Origin of the sequence: Nocardioides marinquilinus, from assembly GCF_039543705.1 — a bacterium.
Taxonomy (GTDB): Bacteria; Actinomycetota; Actinomycetes; order Propionibacteriales; family Nocardioidaceae; genus Nocardioides; species Nocardioides marinquilinus.
In genome coordinates this window covers 719858-737944 of record NZ_BAABKG010000003.1, presented here as the reverse complement: position 1 = coordinate 737944, position 18087 = coordinate 719858, and the positions used below count along the sequence as shown (strand labels likewise).

22 protein-coding genes are annotated in these 18087 nt (G+C 73.3%); 17 read left to right on the top strand and 5 right to left on the bottom strand.

The genetic code is table 11. From position 1 onward, the window contains the following. Positions 1 to 103 precede the first annotated feature (103 nt). The 8 genes from hisD to ABEA04_RS14625 are packed head-to-tail and all read left to right on the top strand — an operon-like array spanning position 104 to position 6554. Positions 104 to 1417 (top strand): histidinol dehydrogenase, encoded by a 1314-nt coding sequence (hisD, locus tag ABEA04_RS14660; protein WP_345459901.1) that lies wholly within the window; start codon positions 104 to 106, stop codon positions 1415 to 1417. Next, a complete protein-coding gene (locus ABEA04_RS14655; protein WP_345459898.1) occupies positions 1414 to 2520 on the top strand; it encodes a histidinol-phosphate transaminase in 1107 nt (368 codons plus the stop codon). The genes hisD and ABEA04_RS14655 overlap by 4 nt, the downstream gene beginning before the upstream one ends. Next, positions 2517 to 3152, top strand: a complete 636-nt coding sequence (gene hisB / locus ABEA04_RS14650) for an imidazoleglycerol-phosphate dehydratase HisB (protein ID WP_345459895.1) — start codon at positions 2517 to 2519, stop codon at positions 3150 to 3152. Before ABEA04_RS14655 ends, hisB begins: the two co-directional genes overlap by 4 nt. Continuing rightward, positions 3149 to 3781, top strand: a complete 633-nt coding sequence (gene hisH, locus ABEA04_RS14645) for an imidazole glycerol phosphate synthase subunit HisH (RefSeq protein WP_345459892.1) — start codon at positions 3149 to 3151, stop codon at positions 3779 to 3781. The genes hisB and hisH overlap by 4 nt, the downstream gene beginning before the upstream one ends. Beyond that, complete coding sequence (locus ABEA04_RS14640; RefSeq protein WP_345459890.1) at positions 3781 to 4122, top strand: hypothetical protein; 342 nt, start codon at positions 3781 to 3783, stop codon at positions 4120 to 4122. The genes hisH and ABEA04_RS14640 overlap by 1 nt, the downstream gene beginning before the upstream one ends. After that, positions 4115 to 4897 carry a bifunctional 1-(5-phosphoribosyl)-5-((5-phosphoribosylamino)methylideneamino)imidazole-4-carboxamide isomerase/phosphoribosylanthranilate isomerase PriA gene (gene priA / locus ABEA04_RS14635; RefSeq protein ID WP_345459887.1) on the top strand — a complete coding sequence of 261 codons (783 nt, stop codon included), beginning with the start codon at positions 4115 to 4117 and terminating at the stop codon, positions 4895 to 4897. Before ABEA04_RS14640 ends, priA begins: the two co-directional genes overlap by 8 nt. Continuing rightward, a complete protein-coding gene (gene hisF, locus ABEA04_RS14630; protein ID WP_345459885.1) occupies positions 4894 to 5664 on the top strand; it encodes an imidazole glycerol phosphate synthase subunit HisF in 771 nt (256 codons plus the stop codon). The genes priA and hisF overlap by 4 nt, the downstream gene beginning before the upstream one ends. Positions 5665 to 5708: 44 nt before the next feature. Continuing rightward, complete coding sequence (locus ABEA04_RS14625) at positions 5709 to 6554, top strand: GNAT family N-acetyltransferase (RefSeq protein WP_345459883.1); 846 nt, start codon at positions 5709 to 5711, stop codon at positions 6552 to 6554. 25 nt (positions 6555 to 6579) lie between these two features. Here the strand turns inward: ABEA04_RS14625 and ABEA04_RS14620 are convergent, their stop codons facing one another. Together ABEA04_RS14620 and ABEA04_RS14615 are read right to left on the bottom strand one after the other, a co-directional pair. Continuing rightward, positions 6580 to 7209, bottom strand: a complete 630-nt coding sequence (locus ABEA04_RS14620) for a DUF4328 domain-containing protein (protein ID WP_345459880.1) — start codon at positions 7207 to 7209, stop codon at positions 6580 to 6582. Between the two features lie 17 nt (positions 7210 to 7226). Then, positions 7227 to 7367 (bottom strand): hypothetical protein, encoded by a 141-nt coding sequence (locus ABEA04_RS14615; RefSeq protein WP_345459877.1) that lies wholly within the window; start codon positions 7365 to 7367, stop codon positions 7227 to 7229. A 65-nt stretch (positions 7368 to 7432) separates the two neighbouring features. On the opposite strand from ABEA04_RS14615, the gene ABEA04_RS14610 reads away from it, so the two are divergent. The 8 genes from ABEA04_RS14610 to ABEA04_RS23015 all read left to right on the top strand — a co-directional run bounded on the left by ABEA04_RS14610 (position 7433) and on the right by ABEA04_RS23015 (position 14410). Then, positions 7433 to 8605, top strand: coding sequence for an acyl-CoA dehydrogenase family protein (locus ABEA04_RS14610; RefSeq protein WP_345459874.1), 1173 nt, complete (start codon positions 7433 to 7435; stop codon positions 8603 to 8605). 24 nt (positions 8606 to 8629) lie between these two features. Further along, complete coding sequence (locus ABEA04_RS14605) at positions 8630 to 9646, top strand: Bug family tripartite tricarboxylate transporter substrate binding protein (RefSeq protein WP_345459871.1); 1017 nt, start codon at positions 8630 to 8632, stop codon at positions 9644 to 9646. Then, positions 9643 to 10158, top strand: coding sequence for a tripartite tricarboxylate transporter TctB family protein (locus tag ABEA04_RS14600; RefSeq protein WP_345459868.1), 516 nt, complete (start codon positions 9643 to 9645; stop codon positions 10156 to 10158). The genes ABEA04_RS14605 and ABEA04_RS14600 overlap by 4 nt, the downstream gene beginning before the upstream one ends. Positions 10159 to 10165: 7 nt before the next feature. Continuing rightward, a complete protein-coding gene (locus tag ABEA04_RS14595; RefSeq protein WP_345459865.1) occupies positions 10166 to 11692 on the top strand; it encodes a tripartite tricarboxylate transporter permease in 1527 nt (508 codons plus the stop codon). Beyond that, positions 11689 to 12099, top strand: coding sequence for a universal stress protein (locus tag ABEA04_RS14590; protein WP_345459862.1), 411 nt, complete (start codon positions 11689 to 11691; stop codon positions 12097 to 12099). Before ABEA04_RS14595 ends, ABEA04_RS14590 begins: the two co-directional genes overlap by 4 nt. Before the next feature lie 104 nt (positions 12100 to 12203). Continuing rightward, positions 12204 to 12767, top strand: coding sequence for a GtrA family protein (locus ABEA04_RS14585; protein WP_345459859.1), 564 nt, complete (start codon positions 12204 to 12206; stop codon positions 12765 to 12767). Between the two features lie 123 nt (positions 12768 to 12890). Beyond that, positions 12891 to 14312, top strand: a complete 1422-nt coding sequence (locus ABEA04_RS14580) for an OFA family MFS transporter (RefSeq protein ID WP_345459857.1) — start codon at positions 12891 to 12893, stop codon at positions 14310 to 14312. Further along, on the top strand, positions 14309 to 14410 hold the full coding sequence (locus ABEA04_RS23015; RefSeq protein ID WP_425577033.1) for an MFS transporter small subunit: 102 nt from the start codon (positions 14309 to 14311) through the stop codon (positions 14408 to 14410). The genes ABEA04_RS14580 and ABEA04_RS23015 overlap by 4 nt, the downstream gene beginning before the upstream one ends. A gap of 3 nt (positions 14411 to 14413) precedes the next feature. On the opposite strand, the gene ABEA04_RS14575 is transcribed toward ABEA04_RS23015, so the two are convergent. From ABEA04_RS14575 to ABEA04_RS14565, 3 genes are all read right to left on the bottom strand, one after another. After that, positions 14414 to 15037 carry a Maf family protein gene (locus ABEA04_RS14575; protein WP_345459854.1) on the bottom strand — a complete coding sequence of 208 codons (624 nt, stop codon included), beginning with the start codon at positions 15035 to 15037 and terminating at the stop codon, positions 14414 to 14416. Between the two features lie 131 nt (positions 15038 to 15168). Next, positions 15169 to 15399, bottom strand: a complete 231-nt coding sequence (locus ABEA04_RS14570; protein ID WP_345459851.1) for an acyl-CoA carboxylase subunit epsilon — start codon at positions 15397 to 15399, stop codon at positions 15169 to 15171. Between the two features lie 133 nt (positions 15400 to 15532). After that, positions 15533 to 17152, bottom strand: coding sequence for an acyl-CoA carboxylase subunit beta (locus tag ABEA04_RS14565; RefSeq protein ID WP_345459848.1), 1620 nt, complete (start codon positions 17150 to 17152; stop codon positions 15533 to 15535). A 119-nt stretch (positions 17153 to 17271) separates the two neighbouring features. On the opposite strand from ABEA04_RS14565, the gene ABEA04_RS14560 reads away from it, so the two are divergent. Further along, positions 17272 to 18087, top strand: coding sequence for a biotin--[acetyl-CoA-carboxylase] ligase (locus tag ABEA04_RS14560; RefSeq protein ID WP_345459845.1), 816 nt, complete (start codon positions 17272 to 17274; stop codon positions 18085 to 18087).

Here is an 18087-nt window from a genome sequence, read left to right as displayed (position 1 = left end):
GTGGTCGTCGGGTGGTCGTCGGGTGATCGTCGGGTGGGCGCACGGCGTCCACGCTGCGCTCGCGATGGGGTGCTCGCCGCGGGCCCTTCGTAGGATCAGCGACATGATCCGGCGCATCGACCTGCGCGGCACCGAGCTGGAGTCGCTCGACGACTACCGCTCGGTGGTGCCGCGCGCCGACTTCGACGTCGAGGCGGCGGTGCCGGCGGTGCATGAGATCTGCGAGGCGGTCCGCACCCGCGGCCTCGAGGCGGTGCTCGACTACAACGAGCGCTTCGACGGCGTCCGCTCCGACGACGTCCGCGTGCCGCAGCAGGCGCTGGACGACGCCCTGGCCGGGCTCGACCCCGCCGTCCGCGCCGGCCTGGAGGAGTCGATCCGCCGGCTGCGCCTGACCTGTGCCGCCGAGCTCGAGCACGACGTCGTCACCGACGTCGCGCCCGGGGCACGCGTGGTGCACCGCAAGGTGCCGATGGAGCGTGTCGGCCTCTACGTGCCCGGCGGCCTCGCGCCGCTGCTCAGCTCGGTCGTGATGAACGCCGTCCCGGCGCAGACCGCCGGCGTCGGCGCCATCGCCCTGGCCAGCCCGCCACAGAAGGACCACGGCGGCCTGCCGCACCCGAGCATCCTCGCCGCGTGCGCGCTGCTCGGCGTCGACGAGGTCTACACCGTCGGCGGCGCCCAGGCGATCGCGATGTTCGCCTACGGCGTCGGCCCGTGCGCGAAGGTCGACCTCGTCACCGGTCCCGGCAACATCTACGTCACCACCGCCAAGCGGCTGCTGCGCGGCCGCATCGGCGTCGACTCCGAGGCCGGGCCCACCGAGATCGCTGTCCTGGCCGATGACACCGCCGACGCCGCCCACGTCGCCGCCGACCTGGTGAGCCAGGCCGAGCACGACCCGCTGGCCTCGTCGGTGCTGGTGACGCCGTCGGAGCGGCTGGCCGACGAGGTCGAGCGCGAGCTCGACAAGCAGGTGCACGCCACCAGGCACACCGAGCGCATCCTCACCTCGCTGGGCGGCGTGCAATCGGGCATCGTGCTGGTCGACGACCTCGAGCAGGGCCTGAGGGTGGTCGACGCGCACGCGGCCGAGCACCTCGAGATCCAGACCGTGGACGCCGCCGCCTGGGCCGCCCGGGTGCGCAACGCCGGCGCGGTCTTCGTCGGGCCGCACACCCCGGTCAGCCTCGGCGACTACTGCGCCGGGTCGAACCACGTGCTGCCCACGGGCGGCTGCGCCTGCCACTCCTCCGGGCTGTCGGTGCGTGCCTTCATCCGTTCCCAGCACGTCGTGGAGTACTCGCACGAGGCGCTCGGCGAGGTGGCCGGTCACGTCGTCGCGCTCGCCGAGGCCGAGGACCTGCCCGGGCACGGCGCCGCGGTGCGGGCCCGCTTCCCGGACGCCGCACGATGACCTTCCCGCCCCTGCGCGACGAGCTGCGGGGCCTGGAGCCCTACGGCGCGCCGCAGCTGAGCCTGCAGCAGGCGCCGGTGCAGCTCAACGTCAACGAGAACCCGTACGCGCCGTCCGAGGCGGTGGTGGCCGACGTCGCGACCGCGGTTGCCGAGGCGGCGACGCGGCTGAACCGCTACCCCGACCGCGAGCACGTCGAGCTGCGCGAGCGCCTGGCCGACTACCTCACCGCCGACGGCGGGGCCCGGGTGACGGCCGAGCAGGTGTGGGCGGCCAACGGCTCCAACGAGGTGATGCTGCAGCTGCTGCAGGCCTTCGGCGGACCGGGCCGCACCGCGCTCAGCTTCGCGCCGACGTACTCGATGTACCCCGAGTACGCCCGCGACACGAGCACCCGCTGGGTCACCGGACGGCGTGACGACGAGTTCTCCGTCGACGTCGACGCCGCCTGCGCCCTGGTGGCGGCCGAGCGACCCTCGGTCGTGCTGCTGCCCTCGCCCAACAACCCGACGGGCACGGCGCTGCCGCAGGCCACGGTCACCGCGCTGTGCGAGGCGGTCGGCGACGACGGCGTCGTGGTGGTCGACGAGGCCTACGGCGAGTTCCGGCGCGCCGGGACGCCGTCCGCCCTCGCCCTGCTCGGCGAGCACCGCAACCTCGTGGTCACCCGCACGATGAGCAAGGCCTTCGCCGCGGCCGGCCTGCGGCTGGGCTACCTGGCCGCCGACCCGGCGATCTGCGACGCCGTCCGCGTCGTGCGGCTGCCCTACCACCTGTCGGCGGTCACGCAGGCCGTGGCGCTGGCTGCGCTGCGCCACGCCCCCGAGCTGCTCGGGCGGGTCGACGCCCTGCGCGCCGAGCGCGACGACACGGTGGCCTGGCTGCGCGACCAGGGGCTCGAGGTGGCCGACTCCGACGCCAACTTCGCGTTCTTCGGCCGCCTCGCCGACCGCCACGCGGTCTGGCAGGGCCTGCTCGACCGCGGCGTGCTGGTGCGCGAGACCGGCCCCGACGGGTGGCTGCGGGTCTCGATCGGCACGCCGCAGGAGATGACGTCGTTCAAGGAGGCACTGCTCGTGGTGCTCAAGGAGGAGCAGCGATGACCAGCACCGACCGGCAGACCCGCACCGCCCGCGTCGAGCGGCAGACCAGCGAGAGCACGGTGCTCGTCGAGCTCGACCTCGACGGCACCGGCCGCCACGACATCAGCACGGGGGTCGGCTTCTACGACCACATGCTCACCGCGCTGTCGCGCCACTCGCTCATCGACCTCGTCGCCCGCACCGAGGGCGACGTGCACATCGACGCCCACCACACCGTCGAGGACACCGCCATCGCCATCGGCCAGGCGCTGCGCCAGGCGCTGGGCGACAAGGCCGGCATCCGCCGGTTCGGCGACGCCACTGTGCCGCTCGACGAGGCGCTCGTGCAGGCCGTCGTCGACGTCTCGGGCCGGCCCTACTGCGTGCACACCGGTGAGCCCGAGGGCCAGCAGTACGTCGCCATCGGCGGCGGCACGCCCGGCAGCGTGCCCTACCTCGGCTCGCTGACCCGCCACGTGCTCGAGACCCTCGCCTTCCACGGCCACCTCGCCCTGCACGTGCGGGTGCTGGCCGGCCGCGAGCCGCACCACATCGTCGAGACGCAGTTCAAGGCCGTCGCCCGCGCGCTGCGCGACGCCGTGGCCCTCGACCCGCGCGAGACCGGCGTGCCCTCGACCAAGGGAACTCTGTGACGGCTGCGGTCGTCGTCCTCGACTACGGCTCCGGCAACCTGCGCTCGGCCGTGCGCGCCCTCGAGCGCGCCGGCGCCGCGGTCACCCTCACCGCCGACTTCCAGGCCGGGCTCGACGCCGACGGACTCGTCGTGCCGGGCGTCGGCGCCTACGCGGCCTGCATGGCCGGGCTGCGCGCGGTCAGGGGCGACCGGCTGGTCGGACGGCGGCTCGCGGGCGGCCGCCCGGTGCTCGGCATCTGCGTCGGCATGCAGGTGCTGTTCGAGCGCGGCGTCGAGCACGGCGTCGAGACCGACGGCTGCGACCAGTGGCCGGGCGTCGTCGAGCGCCTGCAGGCGCCCGTGGTGCCGCACATGGGCTGGAACACCGTCGAGGCGCCCGAGGGCACCGCGCTGTTCGCCGGCGTCGAGCACGAGCGGTTCTACTTCGTGCACTCCTACGGCGTGCGCGACTGGACCCTGCAGACCAACGACCGCACCCGCGCCCCACTGGTCACCTGGAGCAGCCACGGCGGCGACCGGTTCGTGGCGGCCGTCGAGAACGGTCCGCTGACCGCCACCCAGTTCCACCCCGAGAAGTCGGGCGACGCCGGTGCCGCCCTGCTGCGCAACTGGGTGGAGAGCCTCTGATGGCGGCGGGGGAGCGGGCCAGGCGGCGCGCCGAGCGCGAGCGGGAGGCCGCGGCGGCCGCCGCCGTCCGGGCCGCCGAGGCCGAGAAGGTCGCGCGTCGTCGCCGTCGGGTCGAGCGGCTCACCGGCTGGCTGCCACGACCCCACTCCCGCCAGAGCGGCACGCTGGCCGCGCGCCGGCGTCACTCCGCCGGACTGGCGATCGCGTTCGTGCTCGCCGTCAACCTGATGTTCTGGCTGGCCGGCACCGGCTGGGCCGCCCGTGCCCTCGTGCTGCTGCTCAGCCTCCTCGCCACCCCGATCGTGCTGCACCTGATGAGCAAGAGGCCCCTCCATGGATGACGTCACCGCCACGCCGACCACCCCCTACCTGCAGCTGCTGCCCGCCGTCGACATCACCGAGGGCCGCGCCGTGCAGCTGGCCCAGGGCGTGGCCGGCTCCGAGCGCGTCTACGGCGACCCGGTCGCGGCCGCCCGCCGCTGGCAGGACGCCGGCGCGGAGTGGCTGCACCTCGTCGACCTCGACGCCGCCTTCGGCCGCGGCACCAACCGCGACCTGCAGGCCGAGATCGTCGGCGCCCTCGACATCGACGTCGAGATGAGCGGCGGCATCCGCGACGACGAGTCGCTGGCGGCCGCGCTCGCCACCGGCTGCCGCCGCGTCAACATCGGCACCGCCGCGCTCGAGCAGCCCGAGTGGTGCGCCCGCGTCATCGCCGAGCACGGCGACCGCATCGCCATCGGCCTCGACGTGCGCGGCCGCACCCTCGCCGCGCGGGGCTGGACCCGCGACGGCGGCGACCTCTACGAGACCCTCGCCCGCCTCGACGCCGAGGGCTGCGCCCGCTACGTCGTCACCGACGTCAACAAGGACGGCATGCTGGCCGGCCCCAACCTGGCACTGCTGCGCGAGGTCTGCGCCGCCACCGACCGCCCCGTCGTCGCCTCCGGCGGCGTCACCACGCTCGACGACGTCCGCGCGCTGATGGACCTCGTGCCCGACGGCGTCGAGGGCGCCATCGCCGGCACCGCCCTCTACGAGGGCCGCTTCACGCTCGAGGACGCCCTCGCCCTCACCCGCGGCGGCAGCGGCGAGGTCACGGGGACGACGACGTGAGCCTCGCCGTCCGCGTCATCCCCTGCCTCGACGTCGACCGGGGGCGGGTGGTCAAGGGCGTCAACTTCGTCGACCTGCGCGACGCCGGCGACCCGGTCGAGCTGGCGCGCACCTACGACGCCGAGGGCGCCGACGAGCTGACCTTCCTCGACATCTCCGCCTCCCACGAGGGCCGCGCCACCACGATGGAGGTCGTCTCGCGCTGCGCCGAGGAGGTCTTCATCCCGCTCTGCGTGGGCGGGGGCGTCTCGTCGGTCGAGGACGTCGACCGGCTGCTGCGCGCGGGCGCCGACAAGGTCGCGGTCAACACCGCCGCCATCCACCGCCCCGAGCTGGTGGCCGAGATCGCCGACCGGTTCGGCAACCAGGTGCTCGTGCTCAGCCTCGACGCCCGCCGCGTGCGCGACGGCGCCGCGACCGACTCCGGCTTCGAGGTCACCACCCACGGCGGCCGCAAGTCCGCCGGCCTCGACGCGGTCGAGTGGGCCGCCCGGGCGGCCGAGCTCGGCGCCGGCGAGATCCTGCTCAACGCCATGGACGCCGACGGCACCGCCGACGGCTTCGACCTCGAGGTCATCCGGCTCGTGCGCGAGGCCGTCTCGATCCCGGTCATCGCCAGCGGGGGAGCGGGCGCCGCCGAGCACTTCGCCCCCGCGGTCGAGGCGGGCGCCGACGCCGTCCTGGCCGCCACCGTCTTCCACTTCGGCACCCTGCGCATCGGCGAGGTCAAGGACGCGCTCGCCACCGCCGGGCACCCGGTGCGCTGAGCCGGCCCGGCGAGGGGCCGCGGACACCGCACTAGGGTGGCGGCGTGCCAGCCAGCCGCCACGGGATCCGGGTGCTCGACGTCCCCGACCTCGAGGAGTTCTGCGCACTGGCCGAGCGCGACCCCGTCGTCAACGTCTTCGCCCTGCACCGGGCCCGCATGACCCGCCTCGAGCCGCGCTGGCTCGGCGGCGAGATGTGGGGTCGCTTCGAGGCCGGCCGCCTGGTGTCCGCCTGCCACGTGGGCGCCAACCTGGTGCCGGTGCAGGCCACCGAGGACGACGCCCGCGCCTTCGCCGAGCGGGCGCTGGCGGGCACCCGCACGGCCACCACGATCGTCGGCCCGCACGAGGCGGTGCGCACCTTCTGGAACGGCGTGGCCGCGTCGTGGGGCCGACCGCGCGAGACCCGCTGGATGCAGCCCCACCTCGAGATCTCGGGGCCGCCGCAGGTCGCGCCCGACCCGCAGGTGCGGCGCACCGAGCGGGCCGACCTCGACGAGGTCTACCCGGCGTGCGTGGCCATGTACACCGAGGAGGTCGGCGTCTCGCCCGAGACCGGCGGCAGCGCCGACCTCTACCGCGCCCGCGTCACCCAGCTCATCGCCCGGGGCTGGTCGTTCGCCCGCTTCGACGCCGGCCGCCTGGTCTTCAAGGCCGAGGTGGCGTGCGCGTCGTCCGGCGCCGCGCAGGTCCAGGGCGTGTGGGTGCCGCCCGACCGGCGGGGCGAGGGCCTGGCCGCGGCCGGCATGGCCGCGGTGGTGGCCGCCGTCCAGGAGACGATCGCGCCGGTGGTCTCGCTGTACGTCAACGAGTGGAACCACCCGGCGCGTCGCACCTACGAGCGCGTCGGGTTCGTCGAGACCGCGCGGTTCTCGACGGTCATGTTCTGACCCGTCCCCGCAGGACGACGGCTCGTCAGCGGAGGGACTCGGTGGTCGTGCGCACGACGCGGACCCACTGCACGCACGCCACCACCGTCAGGGCGGTGGCGATGCAGCCCCACACGATGGTCGCCGTGGCGGGGTCGCCGCGACCCTGGTCGTCGAAGACGCGACCCTCGATGCGGCCGGCGATGAACGCGCCGATCCAGCAGGCCCACCACAGGCCCAGGCCGACCCGGACCCGGCGAGCGCCGTCGACGGCGGTGTGGTGCAGCTCGCGCACGATCGGCAGCGGCCAGTAGAGGTTGACCACCGGCACGACCCAGCACAGGAAGCCGCTGGTGGTGCCGAAGCCGACGTGCCACTGGTCGCGGCGCTCGATGCGGCGGCGCGCGGCCCGCAGCCACAGACCGGTGACGATCCACGCGGGCAGCAGGGCCCCGGCGGCCACCACCGCCGTCACCCAGGAGAACAGCGCGAGGAACGGCTCGACGCGGCCTCCGCCGGCGTACTGCAGCGCGGCGAGCGCCGTCGCCGGGAGGGCCAGGCACGTCGCGACGGTGATGACCACGGCCAGTGCGGCGCTCGCGATCGCGAGCCCGTGGAGGCCGTCGTCCTCGTCGACGGACTGCTCGCGCCCGAGCGGCGAGGCGTCGAGGGCCATCGGGGTGAGCGCGCCGGCTAGCGGCGAGGCTTGGCCGCGGTGGCGCGGTTGCCGACGCGGACGGCGGGGTGCGCGGAGCCGCGGGTCAGGGCGGCCATGGCGGCGAGGGAGAGGTGGGAGGCCATGGAGCAGCAGTTCCCGTCGCCGGACGGCGTCATGCCCACCCCTTGGGGTGCAGGTCGTGAGGTTAACGATCGCTAACCGGGAGGGCTAGCATGGCGCCATGAGCTTCGACCTGTCCCGTGAGCACGAGGAGTTCCGCCGCAGCGTCCGCGACTTCGCCGAGTCCGAGATCGCGCCGTACGCCGCCCAGTGGGACCGCGACCACCACTTCCCGGTCGACGTCGTCCAGCAGATGGGCAAGCTCGGGCTGTTCGGGCTCACCGCGCCCGAGGAGTACGGCGGCGCCGGCGAGGACGGCGACTTCACCAGCCTCTGCGTCGCCATCGAGGAGCTCGGGCGCGTCGACCAGTCGATGGGCATCACGCTGCAGGCCGGCGTCGGCCTCGGCATCAACCCCGTGCTGACCTACGGCACCACCGAGCAGAAGGAGCGCTGGCTGCCGGCGCTCGTCGCGGGCGAGGCGCTCGCCGGGTTCGGGCTCACCGAGCCGGGCGCCGGCTCCGACGCCGGTGCCACCCGCACCAAGGCCGAGCTGGTCGGCGACGAGTGGGTCGTCGACGGCGCGAAGCAGTTCATCACCAACTCCGGCTCCGAGATCACCAGCCTGGTCAACATCACCGCGCGCACCGGCACCCGCGAGAACGGCAAGGCCGAGATCAGCACCCTGATGATCCCGGCGGGCACGCCCGGGTTCACCGTCGAGCCGGCCTACGACAAGCTCGGCTGGCACGCCTCCGACACCCACCCGCTGACCTTCGAGGACTGCCGGGTGCCGGCCGAGAACCTGCTCGGCGAGCAGGGCCGCGGCTACGCGCAGTTCCTCGCCACCCTCGACGACGGCCGCGTCGCGATCTCCGCGCTCAGCGTCGGCTGCATCCAGGCCTGCCTCGACATGGCCGTCGAGTACGCCGGCCAGCGCCAGACCTTCGGCGGCCCCATCGGCCGCAAGCAGGGCGTCGCCTTCCAGATCGCCGACCTCGAGGTCATGCTGCAGGCCTCGCGCATGCTGACCTACCGCGCCGCGGCCATGAAGGACGGCGGCGCGCCCTACCGCGACTTCAAGCAGGCCGCCGCGGTCGCCAAGGTCTACGCCACCGAGTCGGCGGTCACCGCCACCCGCATCGCCACCCAGGTCTTCGGTGGCTACGGGTTCATGGAGGAGTACCCCGTCACCCGCTTCTACCGCGACGCCAAGGTGCTCGAGGTCGGCGAGGGCACCTCCGAGGTTCAGCGGATGCTGATCGCTCGCGGTCTGGGTCTCCCCGTCGAGTAGCGAACAGGGCTAGGTTCCGGGGTGATGAACCTCACCTCGGGGCCCCGACCGACCCGCCGCGCCGTGCTCGCGGGCGGGATCGCGCTGCTGAGCGGCGCCGCGACCACGGCGACGACCGGGTGCGGGGTCACGCGCGGCGACGACTCGCGCGACATCCTCATGATCATCCCCAACGCCGCCGGCGGCGGCTACGACCAGACCGGCCGGGCGGCGGTCACGGTCATGAAGGATGCCGACATCACCGGCGGCAGCTTCACCGTCGACAACGTCGAGGGTGCCGGCGGCACCAACGCTTTCACCGAGATGTACGGCGACGCCGGCGACGAGCACACGCTGATGACTGTGGGGCTCGGGGTCGTCGGGTCGCTGTACTCCTTCGGCAACGACCTGCGGCTGCGCGACGCGACGCCGATCGCCCAGCTGATGAGCGAGCCCGAGGGGGTGCTCGTGCCGGGCGACTCGCCGTTCGCGGCCATCGACGACCTGGTGCGGGCCTGGAGCGCCGACCCCGGCTCGATCGCCGTCGGCGGGGGCTCGTCGCCGGGCGGCCCCGACTACCTCTTCCCGATGCAGCTGGCCGACGCCGTCGGCATCGACCCCAACGACGTCAACTACGTCTCCTACGACGGCGGCGGGCCACTGACCAGCGCGCTGCTCGGCGCCAAGATCGACGCCGGGTTCTCGGGGCTGAGCGAGTTCGAGCCACAGATCGCCGACGGGTCGCTGAAGGTGCTCGCCGTCTCGGGGGAGGAGCGGCAGCCGCAGGCGTCGCTGGCCGACGTGCCGACGCTCACCGAGAGCGGCATCGACCTGGTCTTCCTCAACTGGCGCGGCGTCCTGGCGCCGCCCGGCATCAGCGACGAGCGCCGCGACGAGCTGATCGGCTACCTGCAGCAGATGCACGACACCCAGGCGTGGCGCGACCAGCTCGAGCAGTACGGCTGGACCGACGACTTCCGCACCGGCGAGGACTTCGACGCCTTCCTCGGCGAGCAGGACGACCGCGTCTCGGGCACCCTCACCGACCTGGGGCTGCTGTGAGCGCCGCCGGGAAGGACGACGTCCGACCCGGGCACCCGGTCGACCGCGCGCAGTACGTGCTGGCCGCGGTGCTGCTCGTCGTCGGCGTCTACACGATCGTCGACGCCCGCGGTCTCACCGTCGGGTTCGGCGACCCGATCGGGCCGCGGGTCTTCCCCTACGCCGTCGGCGCCGGGATGGTCGTGCTGTCGGTGGTCCTCGCGGTCGCCACGGCCCGCGGCGACGTCGCCGAGGCGGAGGGCGGCGAGGACGTCGACCTCACCGCGCCCGCCGACTGGCTGACGGTGGCCAAGCTGGTCGGCGTCCTGGTGCTGGCGATGCTGCTGGTCAACCTGCTCGGCTGGGCGATCACCGGTGCCGCGCTGTTCGCCGGCTGCGCCTGGGCGCTGGGCAGCCGCACACCGGTGCGCGACGTCGTCGTCGGCGCCGTGCTGTCGGTGGGCTCGTGGTACTTCTTCTACGTCGTCCTCGACGTGCCGCTGCCGCCGGCGATCCTCGACGGGATCCTGTGAGGCGCTGATGGACACCCTCAACCTGCTGCTCGACGGCTTCGGCAACGCCCTCACCCCGACCAACCTGCTCTACGCCGTCCTCGGCGTGGTGATCGGCACGTTCGTCGGGGTGCTGCCCGGCATCGGCCCCGCGATGGCGCTGGCGCTGCTGCTGCCCATCACCTTCGGCCTCGAGCCCACCCAGTCGCTCATCATGTTCGCCGGCATCTACTACGGCGCGATGTACGGCGGCTCGACCACCTCGATCCTGCTCAACACCCCCGGCGAGTCCGCCTCGGTCATGACCGCCCTCGAGGGCAACAAGATGGCCAAGCGCGGGCGGGCCGCGCAGGCCCTGGCCACCGCGGCCATCGGGTCGTTCATCGCCGGCACCATCGGCACGCTGCTGGTGGCCTTCTTCGCCCCGATCATCGCCGACATCGCCGTCGAGATCGGCGCACCGTCGTACTTCGCGATCATGCTGCTCTCGCTCGTGCTCGTGACCTCCGTGCTGGGCTCCTCGAAGCTGCGCGGGTTCGTCGGGCTGTTCATCGGCCTGACCATCGGCCTGGTCGGCCTCGACCTCTCCACCGGGCAGGCGCGGCTGACGCTCGGCATCACCCAGCTGGTCGACGGCGTCGACATCGTCGTGGTGGCCGTCGGGCTGTTCGCCGTGGGCGAGGCCACCTGGATCGCGGCCCACCTGCGCCGGGCGCCGCTCGACATCATCCCGGTGGGCCAGCCGTTCCTCAGCCGCGACGACCTGCGCCGCTCGTGGCGGCCGTGGCTGCGCGGCACCGCCATCGGCTTCCCGTTCGGCGCGCTGCCCGCGGGCGGCTCGGAGACCCCGACCTTCCTGTCCTACGTCACCGAGAAGAAGCTGGCCAAGCACGACGAGTTCGGCCACGGCGCCATCGAGGGCGTGGCCGGCCCCGAGGCCGCCAACAACGCGAGCGCCGCCGGCATGTTCGTGCCGCTGCTGGCCCTCGGGCTGCCGGTGACCGCGACGGCCTCGATCCTGCTGGCCGCGATGAACACCTACGGCATCGTGCCGGGGCCCTCGCTGCTGACCGACGAGCCCGAGCTCGTCTGGACGCTGCTGGCCAGCCTGCTGCTCGGCAACGCGCTGCTGCTCGTGGTCAACCTGCCGCTGGCGCCGTTGTGGGCCAAGCTGCTGCAGATCCCGCGGCCGCAGCTGTACGCCGGCATCCTGTTCTTCGCCACGCTGGGCGCCTACGCCGTCGACCAGAACCCCTTCGACATCGGGCTGCTGCTGGCCTTCGGCGCCGTCGGGTTCGCGGTGCGCCGCTTCGGCATCCCGATGCTGCCGCTCATCCTGGGCGTCATCATCGGGCCGCTGATGGAGGTCAAGATGCGCGAGGCGCTCGACATCTCCAACGGCGCGGTCAGCGGGCTGTTCAACGAGGCGCTGGCCCTCGTCGTCTACGCGATCGTGGCGCTCGCGATCGTGGTGCCGCTGCTGCTCGACCTGCGCCGCCGTTCCCGGACGGCGCCGTCCGAGCCCACCGACGAGCGTGAGGAGGCGACGCGATGACCGTCGTGGTCGGCTACGTGCCCAACGAGTACGGGGAGGTCGCGCTCGAGGCGGGCCTGGTCGAGGCGCGGCGGCGGGGCCAGCCGCTCGTCGTGGTCAACGCGAGCCGCGGCGACACCCTCGTCGACCGGAAGTACCTCTCCACCGACGCTCGCGCCGACCTCGAGCGCCGGCTGGCCGACGAGGGAGCGCGCGTCGGCGTCGAGACCGAGGTCCGGCAGGCGCTGGTGCCGGACGTCGCCGAGGAGGTCGTGCGGGTGGCCCACGAGGTCGAGGCCTCGCTGCTGGTGATCGGCATGCGGCGCCGCACGCCGGTCGGCAAGATGCTGCTCGGCAGCGCCGCACAGCGCATCCTGCTCGACGCCGCCTGCCCCGTGCTCGCGGTCAAGCCGCCCGAGCCCGCCTGAGCCCGTCCGAGCCCGTCTGAGCCGTCCTCGCCGACCGACCTCTGCCGCCCGTCCACGCCGCGGGTCGGTCCGCCGCGAGGGCGGCGCTGTGCGACCCTAGGAGGGTGAGCGCCCGACGCCGCCGGATCCTCGGTGAGGTGTGGCGCTTCTTCGCGGTCGCGCAGCTGGCCACGTGGGTCTCGTTCGTGCTGTTCAACGTGCTGCTGCACGGCTGGATCGTGGGAGAGGCCGTGCTGCACGACCGGGCGATCAGCGCCTACGTGGCGGCCAACCTGGTGGGCATGGTCATCAGCTTCCAGGGCGCCCGCGGCTGGGTCTTCCCGCACCGCCCGCCGCAGCAGGCCGACGGCGGCTGGTCGGCCTACGTGGCCATCAACCTCGCCGCCATGACGCTGCCCGTGGGCTGCCTGCTGCTCAGCCGTCGCGTGCTGGGCCTCGACAACGCGCTGGCCGACAACGTCTCGGCCAACCTGGTCGGCCTCGTGCTCGCCTTCGGGGCCCGGTTCCTGCTGTTCAAGCGGTTCGTCTTCACCCGGCCCGCCGACTGGGTTGACGGTCCCGACTCCGGCCGCTCGCACGCGTCCACGGCGGTCGCCGGCCGCGACGACGCGACCGACCCGAAGGACCCGCTCGACCCCGGGCCCGAGCCGCTCGCCGCGGCGTCCTGACGCGGGCGACGTCCGGACGACGCCCGACCCGGCGGCCCCCTCGGGGTGTGCCGGGGGCGCGCGTCGGGTGGCGACCCTCACCTGTCGGCACCTGCCGGCCTGTCGCCACCTTGGAGGTGAGACGTGGTTCCCTCGTTCCTGGCCCGCGACCGCATCGTGGCCACGCCGGGGTTCAGCCGTTGGCTGGTCCCGCCCGCAGCGCTCGCCGTCCACCTGTGCATCGGGCAGGTCTATGCGACCAGCGTCTACAAGACCTCGCTGGTCGAGCGCTTCGACGTCGAGCAGACCACCATCGGGTTCATCTTCTCGCTCGCGATCGTGATGCTCGGCCTGTCGTCGATGACGTTCGGCACCTGGGTCGACCGCAACGGCCCGCGTGCGGCGATGGCGGTCTCGACGGTGTTCTTCGTCTCCGGCCTGCTCATCGCCTCGCTCGGTGTCAGCACCGGGCAGCTGTGGCTGCTGTTCCTCGGCTACGGCGTCGTGTGCGGCATCGGGCTCGGCATCGGCTACATCTCGCCGGTCTCGACCCTCATCAAGTGGTTCCCCGACCGGCCCGGCCTCGCCACCGGGATGGCGATCATGGGCTTCGGCGGTGGCGCCGTCATCGCCGGCCCGCTGGAGGGGCGGCTGCTGAGCTTCTTCGACTCCGACTTCGACCCCGCGAAGGCCACCACCAGCAGCGCCGACGCGCACGCCATCACGATGATGTTCCTGGTGCTCGGCGTCTTCTACGCGGTGCTGATGACCTTCGGCACGCTCACGGTGCGGGTGCCGCCCGACGACTGGAAGCCCGAGGGCTGGAACCCGTCGGAGGTGCGCGCGAAGAGCCTGGTGACCACGGCGTCGGTCTCGGCGTCCACCTCGGTCCGCACGCCGCAGTTCTGGCTGCTGTGGGTGGTGCTGTTCTGCAACGTGACCGCGGGCATCGGCATCGTCGAGCAGGCCTCGCCGATGATCCAGGACTTCTTCCGCGAGGGCGACGCCTCCACCGTCACCGCGGCGGCCGGCGCCGGCTTCGTCGGACTGCTGTCGATCTTCAACATGGCCGGGCGGTTCGTGTGGTCCTCGACGTCCGACGTCGTGGGCCGCAAGCCGATCTACATGCTCTACCTGGGCGTCGGGCTGGTGCTCTACCTGCTGCTCGCCCTCGTCGGGTCGACCTCGACGGTGCTGTTCGTGCTGCTGGCCGCGGTGATCCTGTCGTTCTACGGCGGCGGGTTCGCCACCGTGCCGGCCTACCTGCGCGACCTGTTCGGCACCTATCAGGTCGGCGCCATCCACGGCCGGCTGCTGACGGCGTGGTCGGCGGCCGGCGTCGCGGGACCGTTCATCGTCAACGGGTTCCTCGACGCGCAGGGCGAGCCCGGCACCCTCACGGCCGACGCCTACCAGCCCGCGCTGCTCACGATGGTCGGCGTGCTGGCCGTCGGCTTCGTGGCCAACCTGCTGATCCGGCCGGTCGCGGAGAAGTACCACGAGCCCGGCACGGACGACGGCCGCGCGACGGCGCGCGCCGGTGAGCCCGAGAGGAGCACGAGATGAGGGCGAGGATCATCGCGTCGTGGACGCTGGTCGCGGTGCCGCTGGCCTACGGCGTCGTCGAGACCGTCGTCCGGGCCTCGCAGCTGTTCACCGGCTAGCCGTCAGGGTCGGGCCGGCGTCTGCCAGAGGTCGGTCCACGCGTGGCCCAGCGACCCCACCAGGTCGCGCAGCAGCGGCAGCGAGACGCCCACGACGTTGTGGTGGTCGCCCTCGATGCCGGTGACGAACGCGCCGCCGAGGCCGTCGACGGTGAAGGCGCCGGCCACGTGCAGCGGCTCGCCGGTGGCGACGTAGGCGGCGATCTCGGCGTCGGTCACGTCGGCGAAGTGCACGGTGGTGGCGGCCGAGCGGCTCTCGGTGCGGCCGGTGGCGAGGTCGTGGAGCGCGTGTCCGGTGCGCAGCACGCCGGTGCGTCCGCGCATCGCCCGCCACCGGGCGGTCGCCTCGTCGGGGTCGCCCGGCTTGCCGAGCGCCTCGCCGTCGAGGTCGAGCACCGAGTCGCAGCCCAGCACGAGCGCGTCCGCGCCGGCCTCGGCGCGCAGGTCGTCGCGCCCGGCCACCGCCGCGCACTTCAGCTCGGCCAGCCGCAGCGCCAGCTCGGCGGGCGGGACGCCGTCCACCTGCGACTCGTCGACCCCCGAGACCACCACGACCGGATCGACCCCGGCGCTGCGCAGCGTCGCGAGGCGGGCGGGGGAGGCCGAGGCGAGCACGAGTCGGGGCACGACCACGACGCTACCGATCCGCCGACCCGTCGGACATGTCTGACGGGTCAGCCGAGATCGCGCGGTGACCCGTCAGACATGTCTGACGGGTCAGCGTCAGTTTCGTCGACCCGTCTCCTACAAGCGACGGGTCAGCGGGGGAGGGCGCTGGATCGCCAGGCGCCGGGGCCGGGGGCGGGGGTGTGGCGGTGCAGGCGGGCCGGGTTCGACCACGTGCTGCGCGGACGTCGTGCCGGCGGCTCGGGTGCGCCCGTGGCGGCGAGGACGGCGATGATCGCGGCGATGTCCTCGGGGGTGGCGTCGCCCTTGATGACCTTGAGCGTCGGGGGCGTGGGCTCGGCCCCGGCTCGCTCTTCGGTCATGTCCGGTCTGCTCCCTGCGTCCTCGACGCGTTGCATCGACACGTCGCTGGTTGCTCCCCCGCTTCGCTCCTCCGCAACCACCGACGGGTCGATGCGGATCCCCCTGTTCGTGGGGGCGCTTCGCTGCCCCCGCTCACAGGGGGATGTTCCCGTGCTTCTTGGCGGGCAGCGTCTCGCGCTTGGTGCGCAGCAGCCGCAGCGCCCGCACCACCTCGACCCGCGTCTCGTGCGGGGTGATGACGGCGTCGACGTAGCCGCGCTCGGCCGCGATGTAGGGGTTGGCGAGCGTCTGCTCGTACTCGTCGATCAGCTCGGCGCGCCGGGCCTCGACGTCGCCGCCGTCCTTCTCGACCTGCGCCAGCGTCTTGCGGTGCACGATGTTGGCGGCGCCCTGGGCGCCCATCACGGCGATCTGCGCCGTCGGCCACGCCAGGTTGATGTCGGCGCCGAGGTGCTTGGAGCCCATGACGTCGTAGGCGCCGCCGTAGGCCTTGCGCGTGATGACGGTGACCAGCGGCACGGTGGCCTCGGCGTAGGCGTAGATCAGCTTCGCGCCGCGGCGGATGATGCCGTTCCACTCCTGGTCGGTGCCGGGCAGGAAGCCGGGGACGTCGACGAAGGTCAGCACCGGGATGTTGAAGGCGTCGCAGAATCGCACGAAGCGGGCCGCCTTCTCGGAGGCGTCGATGTCGAGGGTGCCGGCGAACTGCAGCGGCTGGTTGGCCACCACGCCCACCGAGGCGCCCTCGACGCGGCCGAAGCCCACCACGATGTTCGGGGCGAACAGCTCCTGCACCTCGAGGAACTCGCCGTCGTCGACCACCGCGGTGATGACGTCGTGCATGTCGTAGGGCTGGTTCGAGCCGTCGGGGATCAGCGTGTCGAGCGCGAGGTCGTCGTCCCCGACCTCGAGGTCGGCGGGCGCCTCGAAGCGCGGGCCCTCGTCGAGGTTGTTCTGCGGCAGGTACGACAGCAGCGCCTTGACGTAGTCGAGGGCGTCGTCCTCGTCGGAGCCCATGTAGTGGGCGTTGCCCGACTTGGTGTTGTGCGCCCGGGCGCCGCCGAGGTCCTCCATCGTGACGTCCTCGCCGGTGACGGTCTTGATGACGTCGGGGCCGGTGATGAACATCGCGGAGGTCTGGTCGACCATCACGGTGAAGTCGGTGACGGCGGGGGAGTAGACGTGGCCGCCGGCGCAGTTGCCCATGATCAGGCTCAGCTGCGGGATGACGCCCGAGGCGTGCACGTTGCGACGGAAGATCTCGCCGTACAGGCCGAGCGAGACCACGCCCTCCTGGATGCGGGCGCCCGCGCCCTCGTTGATGCCGATGATGGGGCACCCGGTCTTCATGGCGAGGTCCATCACCTTGGTGATCTTCTCGCCGTAGACCTCGCCCAGCGAGCCGCCGAAGACGGTGAAGTCCTGGCTGAAGACGCACACCTGGCGGCCGTCGACGGTGCCGTAGCCGGTGACCACGCCGTCGCCGTAGGGCCGGGTCCTCTCCAGCCCGAACGCCGTGGAGCGGTGCCGCGCCAGCTCGTCGAGCTCGACGAAGGAGCCCTCGTCGAAGAGCGCCTCGATGCGCTCGCGGGCCGTCTTGCGGCCCTTGGCGTGCTGCTTCTCGACCGCCTTCGCCGACCCCGCGTGCACGGCCTCGTCGAGCCGGCGGTCGAGGTCGGCCAGCTTGCCGGCCGTGGTGTGCAGGTCGAGGTCGTCGGGGACGTCGGTCCCCTCGCCGGGCTGTGCGCTCACGTGTCTCCTCGCCGGGCTGGTGGGCAGGGCTGGTCTGGAACGGCTCGCCGCCCGGTCGCCGGCGCCCGCCCCTCGGGGCGGTGCTGGCCCTCGGGCACGCGGTAGGACAGGCTAGACCCGTGACCACGGACTCGGCCGCGCGCCCACCGCTCGACACCGCCCGCCTCGGGGCCGACAACCCCGAGCTGATGCCCGACCTCGCCGTCGAGGTCGTCGAGGTGCTGCCGTCGACCAACCGCGCGGTGGCCCAGCGCGCCCAGGCCGCCGGCACCCCCGACGGACTGGTCGTCGTGGCCGACCACCAGAGCGCGGGCCGCGGCCGTCTCGACCGCACCTGGGAGACCACGCCCGGCACCGCGGTCACCTTCTCGATGCTGCTGCGCCCGGAAGCGCCCACCCGCTCGTGGCCGTGGCTGCCGCTGATCGCCGGCTACGCCGTCGACAAGGTGCTCAAGGCCCGCGGGCTGGACGCCGGCGTCAAGTGGCCGAACGACGTCCTGATCGGGGAGAAGAAGGTGGCCGGCATCCTCGTCGAGCGCCTCGAGACGCCCGACGGCCCGGCCGCCGTCGTGGGCATCGGCATCAACGTCTCCCAGACCGCCGACGAGCTGCCCGTGCCCGAGGCCACCTCGCTGCAGCTCGAGACCGGCGAGCCCGTCGACCGCACCGACCTGCTCGTCGAGGTGCTCAACGCCGTCCGCGAGGCCATCGACGCGTGGGAGATCGGCGGCGACCTCAACAACATGCGCGTGCACGAGTCCTACGCCGCCGCCTGCGTCACCCTCGGCCGCCAGGTCAAGGTCGACCTGCCCGACGGCACCTCGCTTGAGGGCCTCGCCCTCGAGATCGACCCGGCCGGGCAGCTGGTCGTCGAGGTCGAGGGACGCCGCCACCCGGTCGCGGCCGGCGACGTCGTCCACGTGCGCACCGCCTGA

What these genes read in the sequence shown, in the direction of transcription:
- priA (WP_345459887.1), top strand. Translation starts at nt 4,115, where the DNA reads ATGGATGACGTCACCGCCACGCCGACCACCCCCTACCTGCAGCTGCTG.
- hisB (WP_345459895.1), top strand. Translation starts at nt 2,517, where the DNA reads ATGACCAGCACCGACCGGCAGACCCGCACCGCCCGCGTCGAGCGGCAG.
- ABEA04_RS14595 (WP_345459865.1), top strand. Translation starts at nt 10,166, where the DNA reads ATGGACACCCTCAACCTGCTGCTCGACGGCTTCGGCAACGCCCTCACC.
- ABEA04_RS23015 (WP_425577033.1), top strand. Translation starts at nt 14,309, where the DNA reads ATGAGGGCGAGGATCATCGCGTCGTGGACGCTGGTCGCGGTGCCGCTG.
- ABEA04_RS14590 (WP_345459862.1), top strand. Translation starts at nt 11,689, where the DNA reads ATGACCGTCGTGGTCGGCTACGTGCCCAACGAGTACGGGGAGGTCGCG.
- ABEA04_RS14640 (WP_345459890.1), top strand. Translation starts at nt 3,781, where the DNA reads ATGGCGGCGGGGGAGCGGGCCAGGCGGCGCGCCGAGCGCGAGCGGGAG.
- ABEA04_RS14620 (WP_345459880.1), bottom strand. Translation starts at nt 7,209, where the DNA reads ATGGCCCTCGACGCCTCGCCGCTCGGGCGCGAGCAGTCCGTCGACGAG.
- ABEA04_RS14570 (WP_345459851.1), bottom strand. Translation starts at nt 15,399, where the DNA reads ATGACCGAAGAGCGAGCCGGGGCCGAGCCCACGCCCCCGACGCTCAAG.
- hisD (WP_345459901.1), top strand. Translation starts at nt 104, where the DNA reads ATGATCCGGCGCATCGACCTGCGCGGCACCGAGCTGGAGTCGCTCGAC.
- ABEA04_RS14655 (WP_345459898.1), top strand. Translation starts at nt 1,414, where the DNA reads ATGACCTTCCCGCCCCTGCGCGACGAGCTGCGGGGCCTGGAGCCCTAC.
- ABEA04_RS14615 (WP_345459877.1), bottom strand. Translation starts at nt 7,367, where the DNA reads ATGACGCCGTCCGGCGACGGGAACTGCTGCTCCATGGCCTCCCACCTC.
- ABEA04_RS14610 (WP_345459874.1), top strand. Translation starts at nt 7,433, where the DNA reads ATGAGCTTCGACCTGTCCCGTGAGCACGAGGAGTTCCGCCGCAGCGTC.
- ABEA04_RS14605 (WP_345459871.1), top strand. Translation starts at nt 8,630, where the DNA reads ATGAACCTCACCTCGGGGCCCCGACCGACCCGCCGCGCCGTGCTCGCG.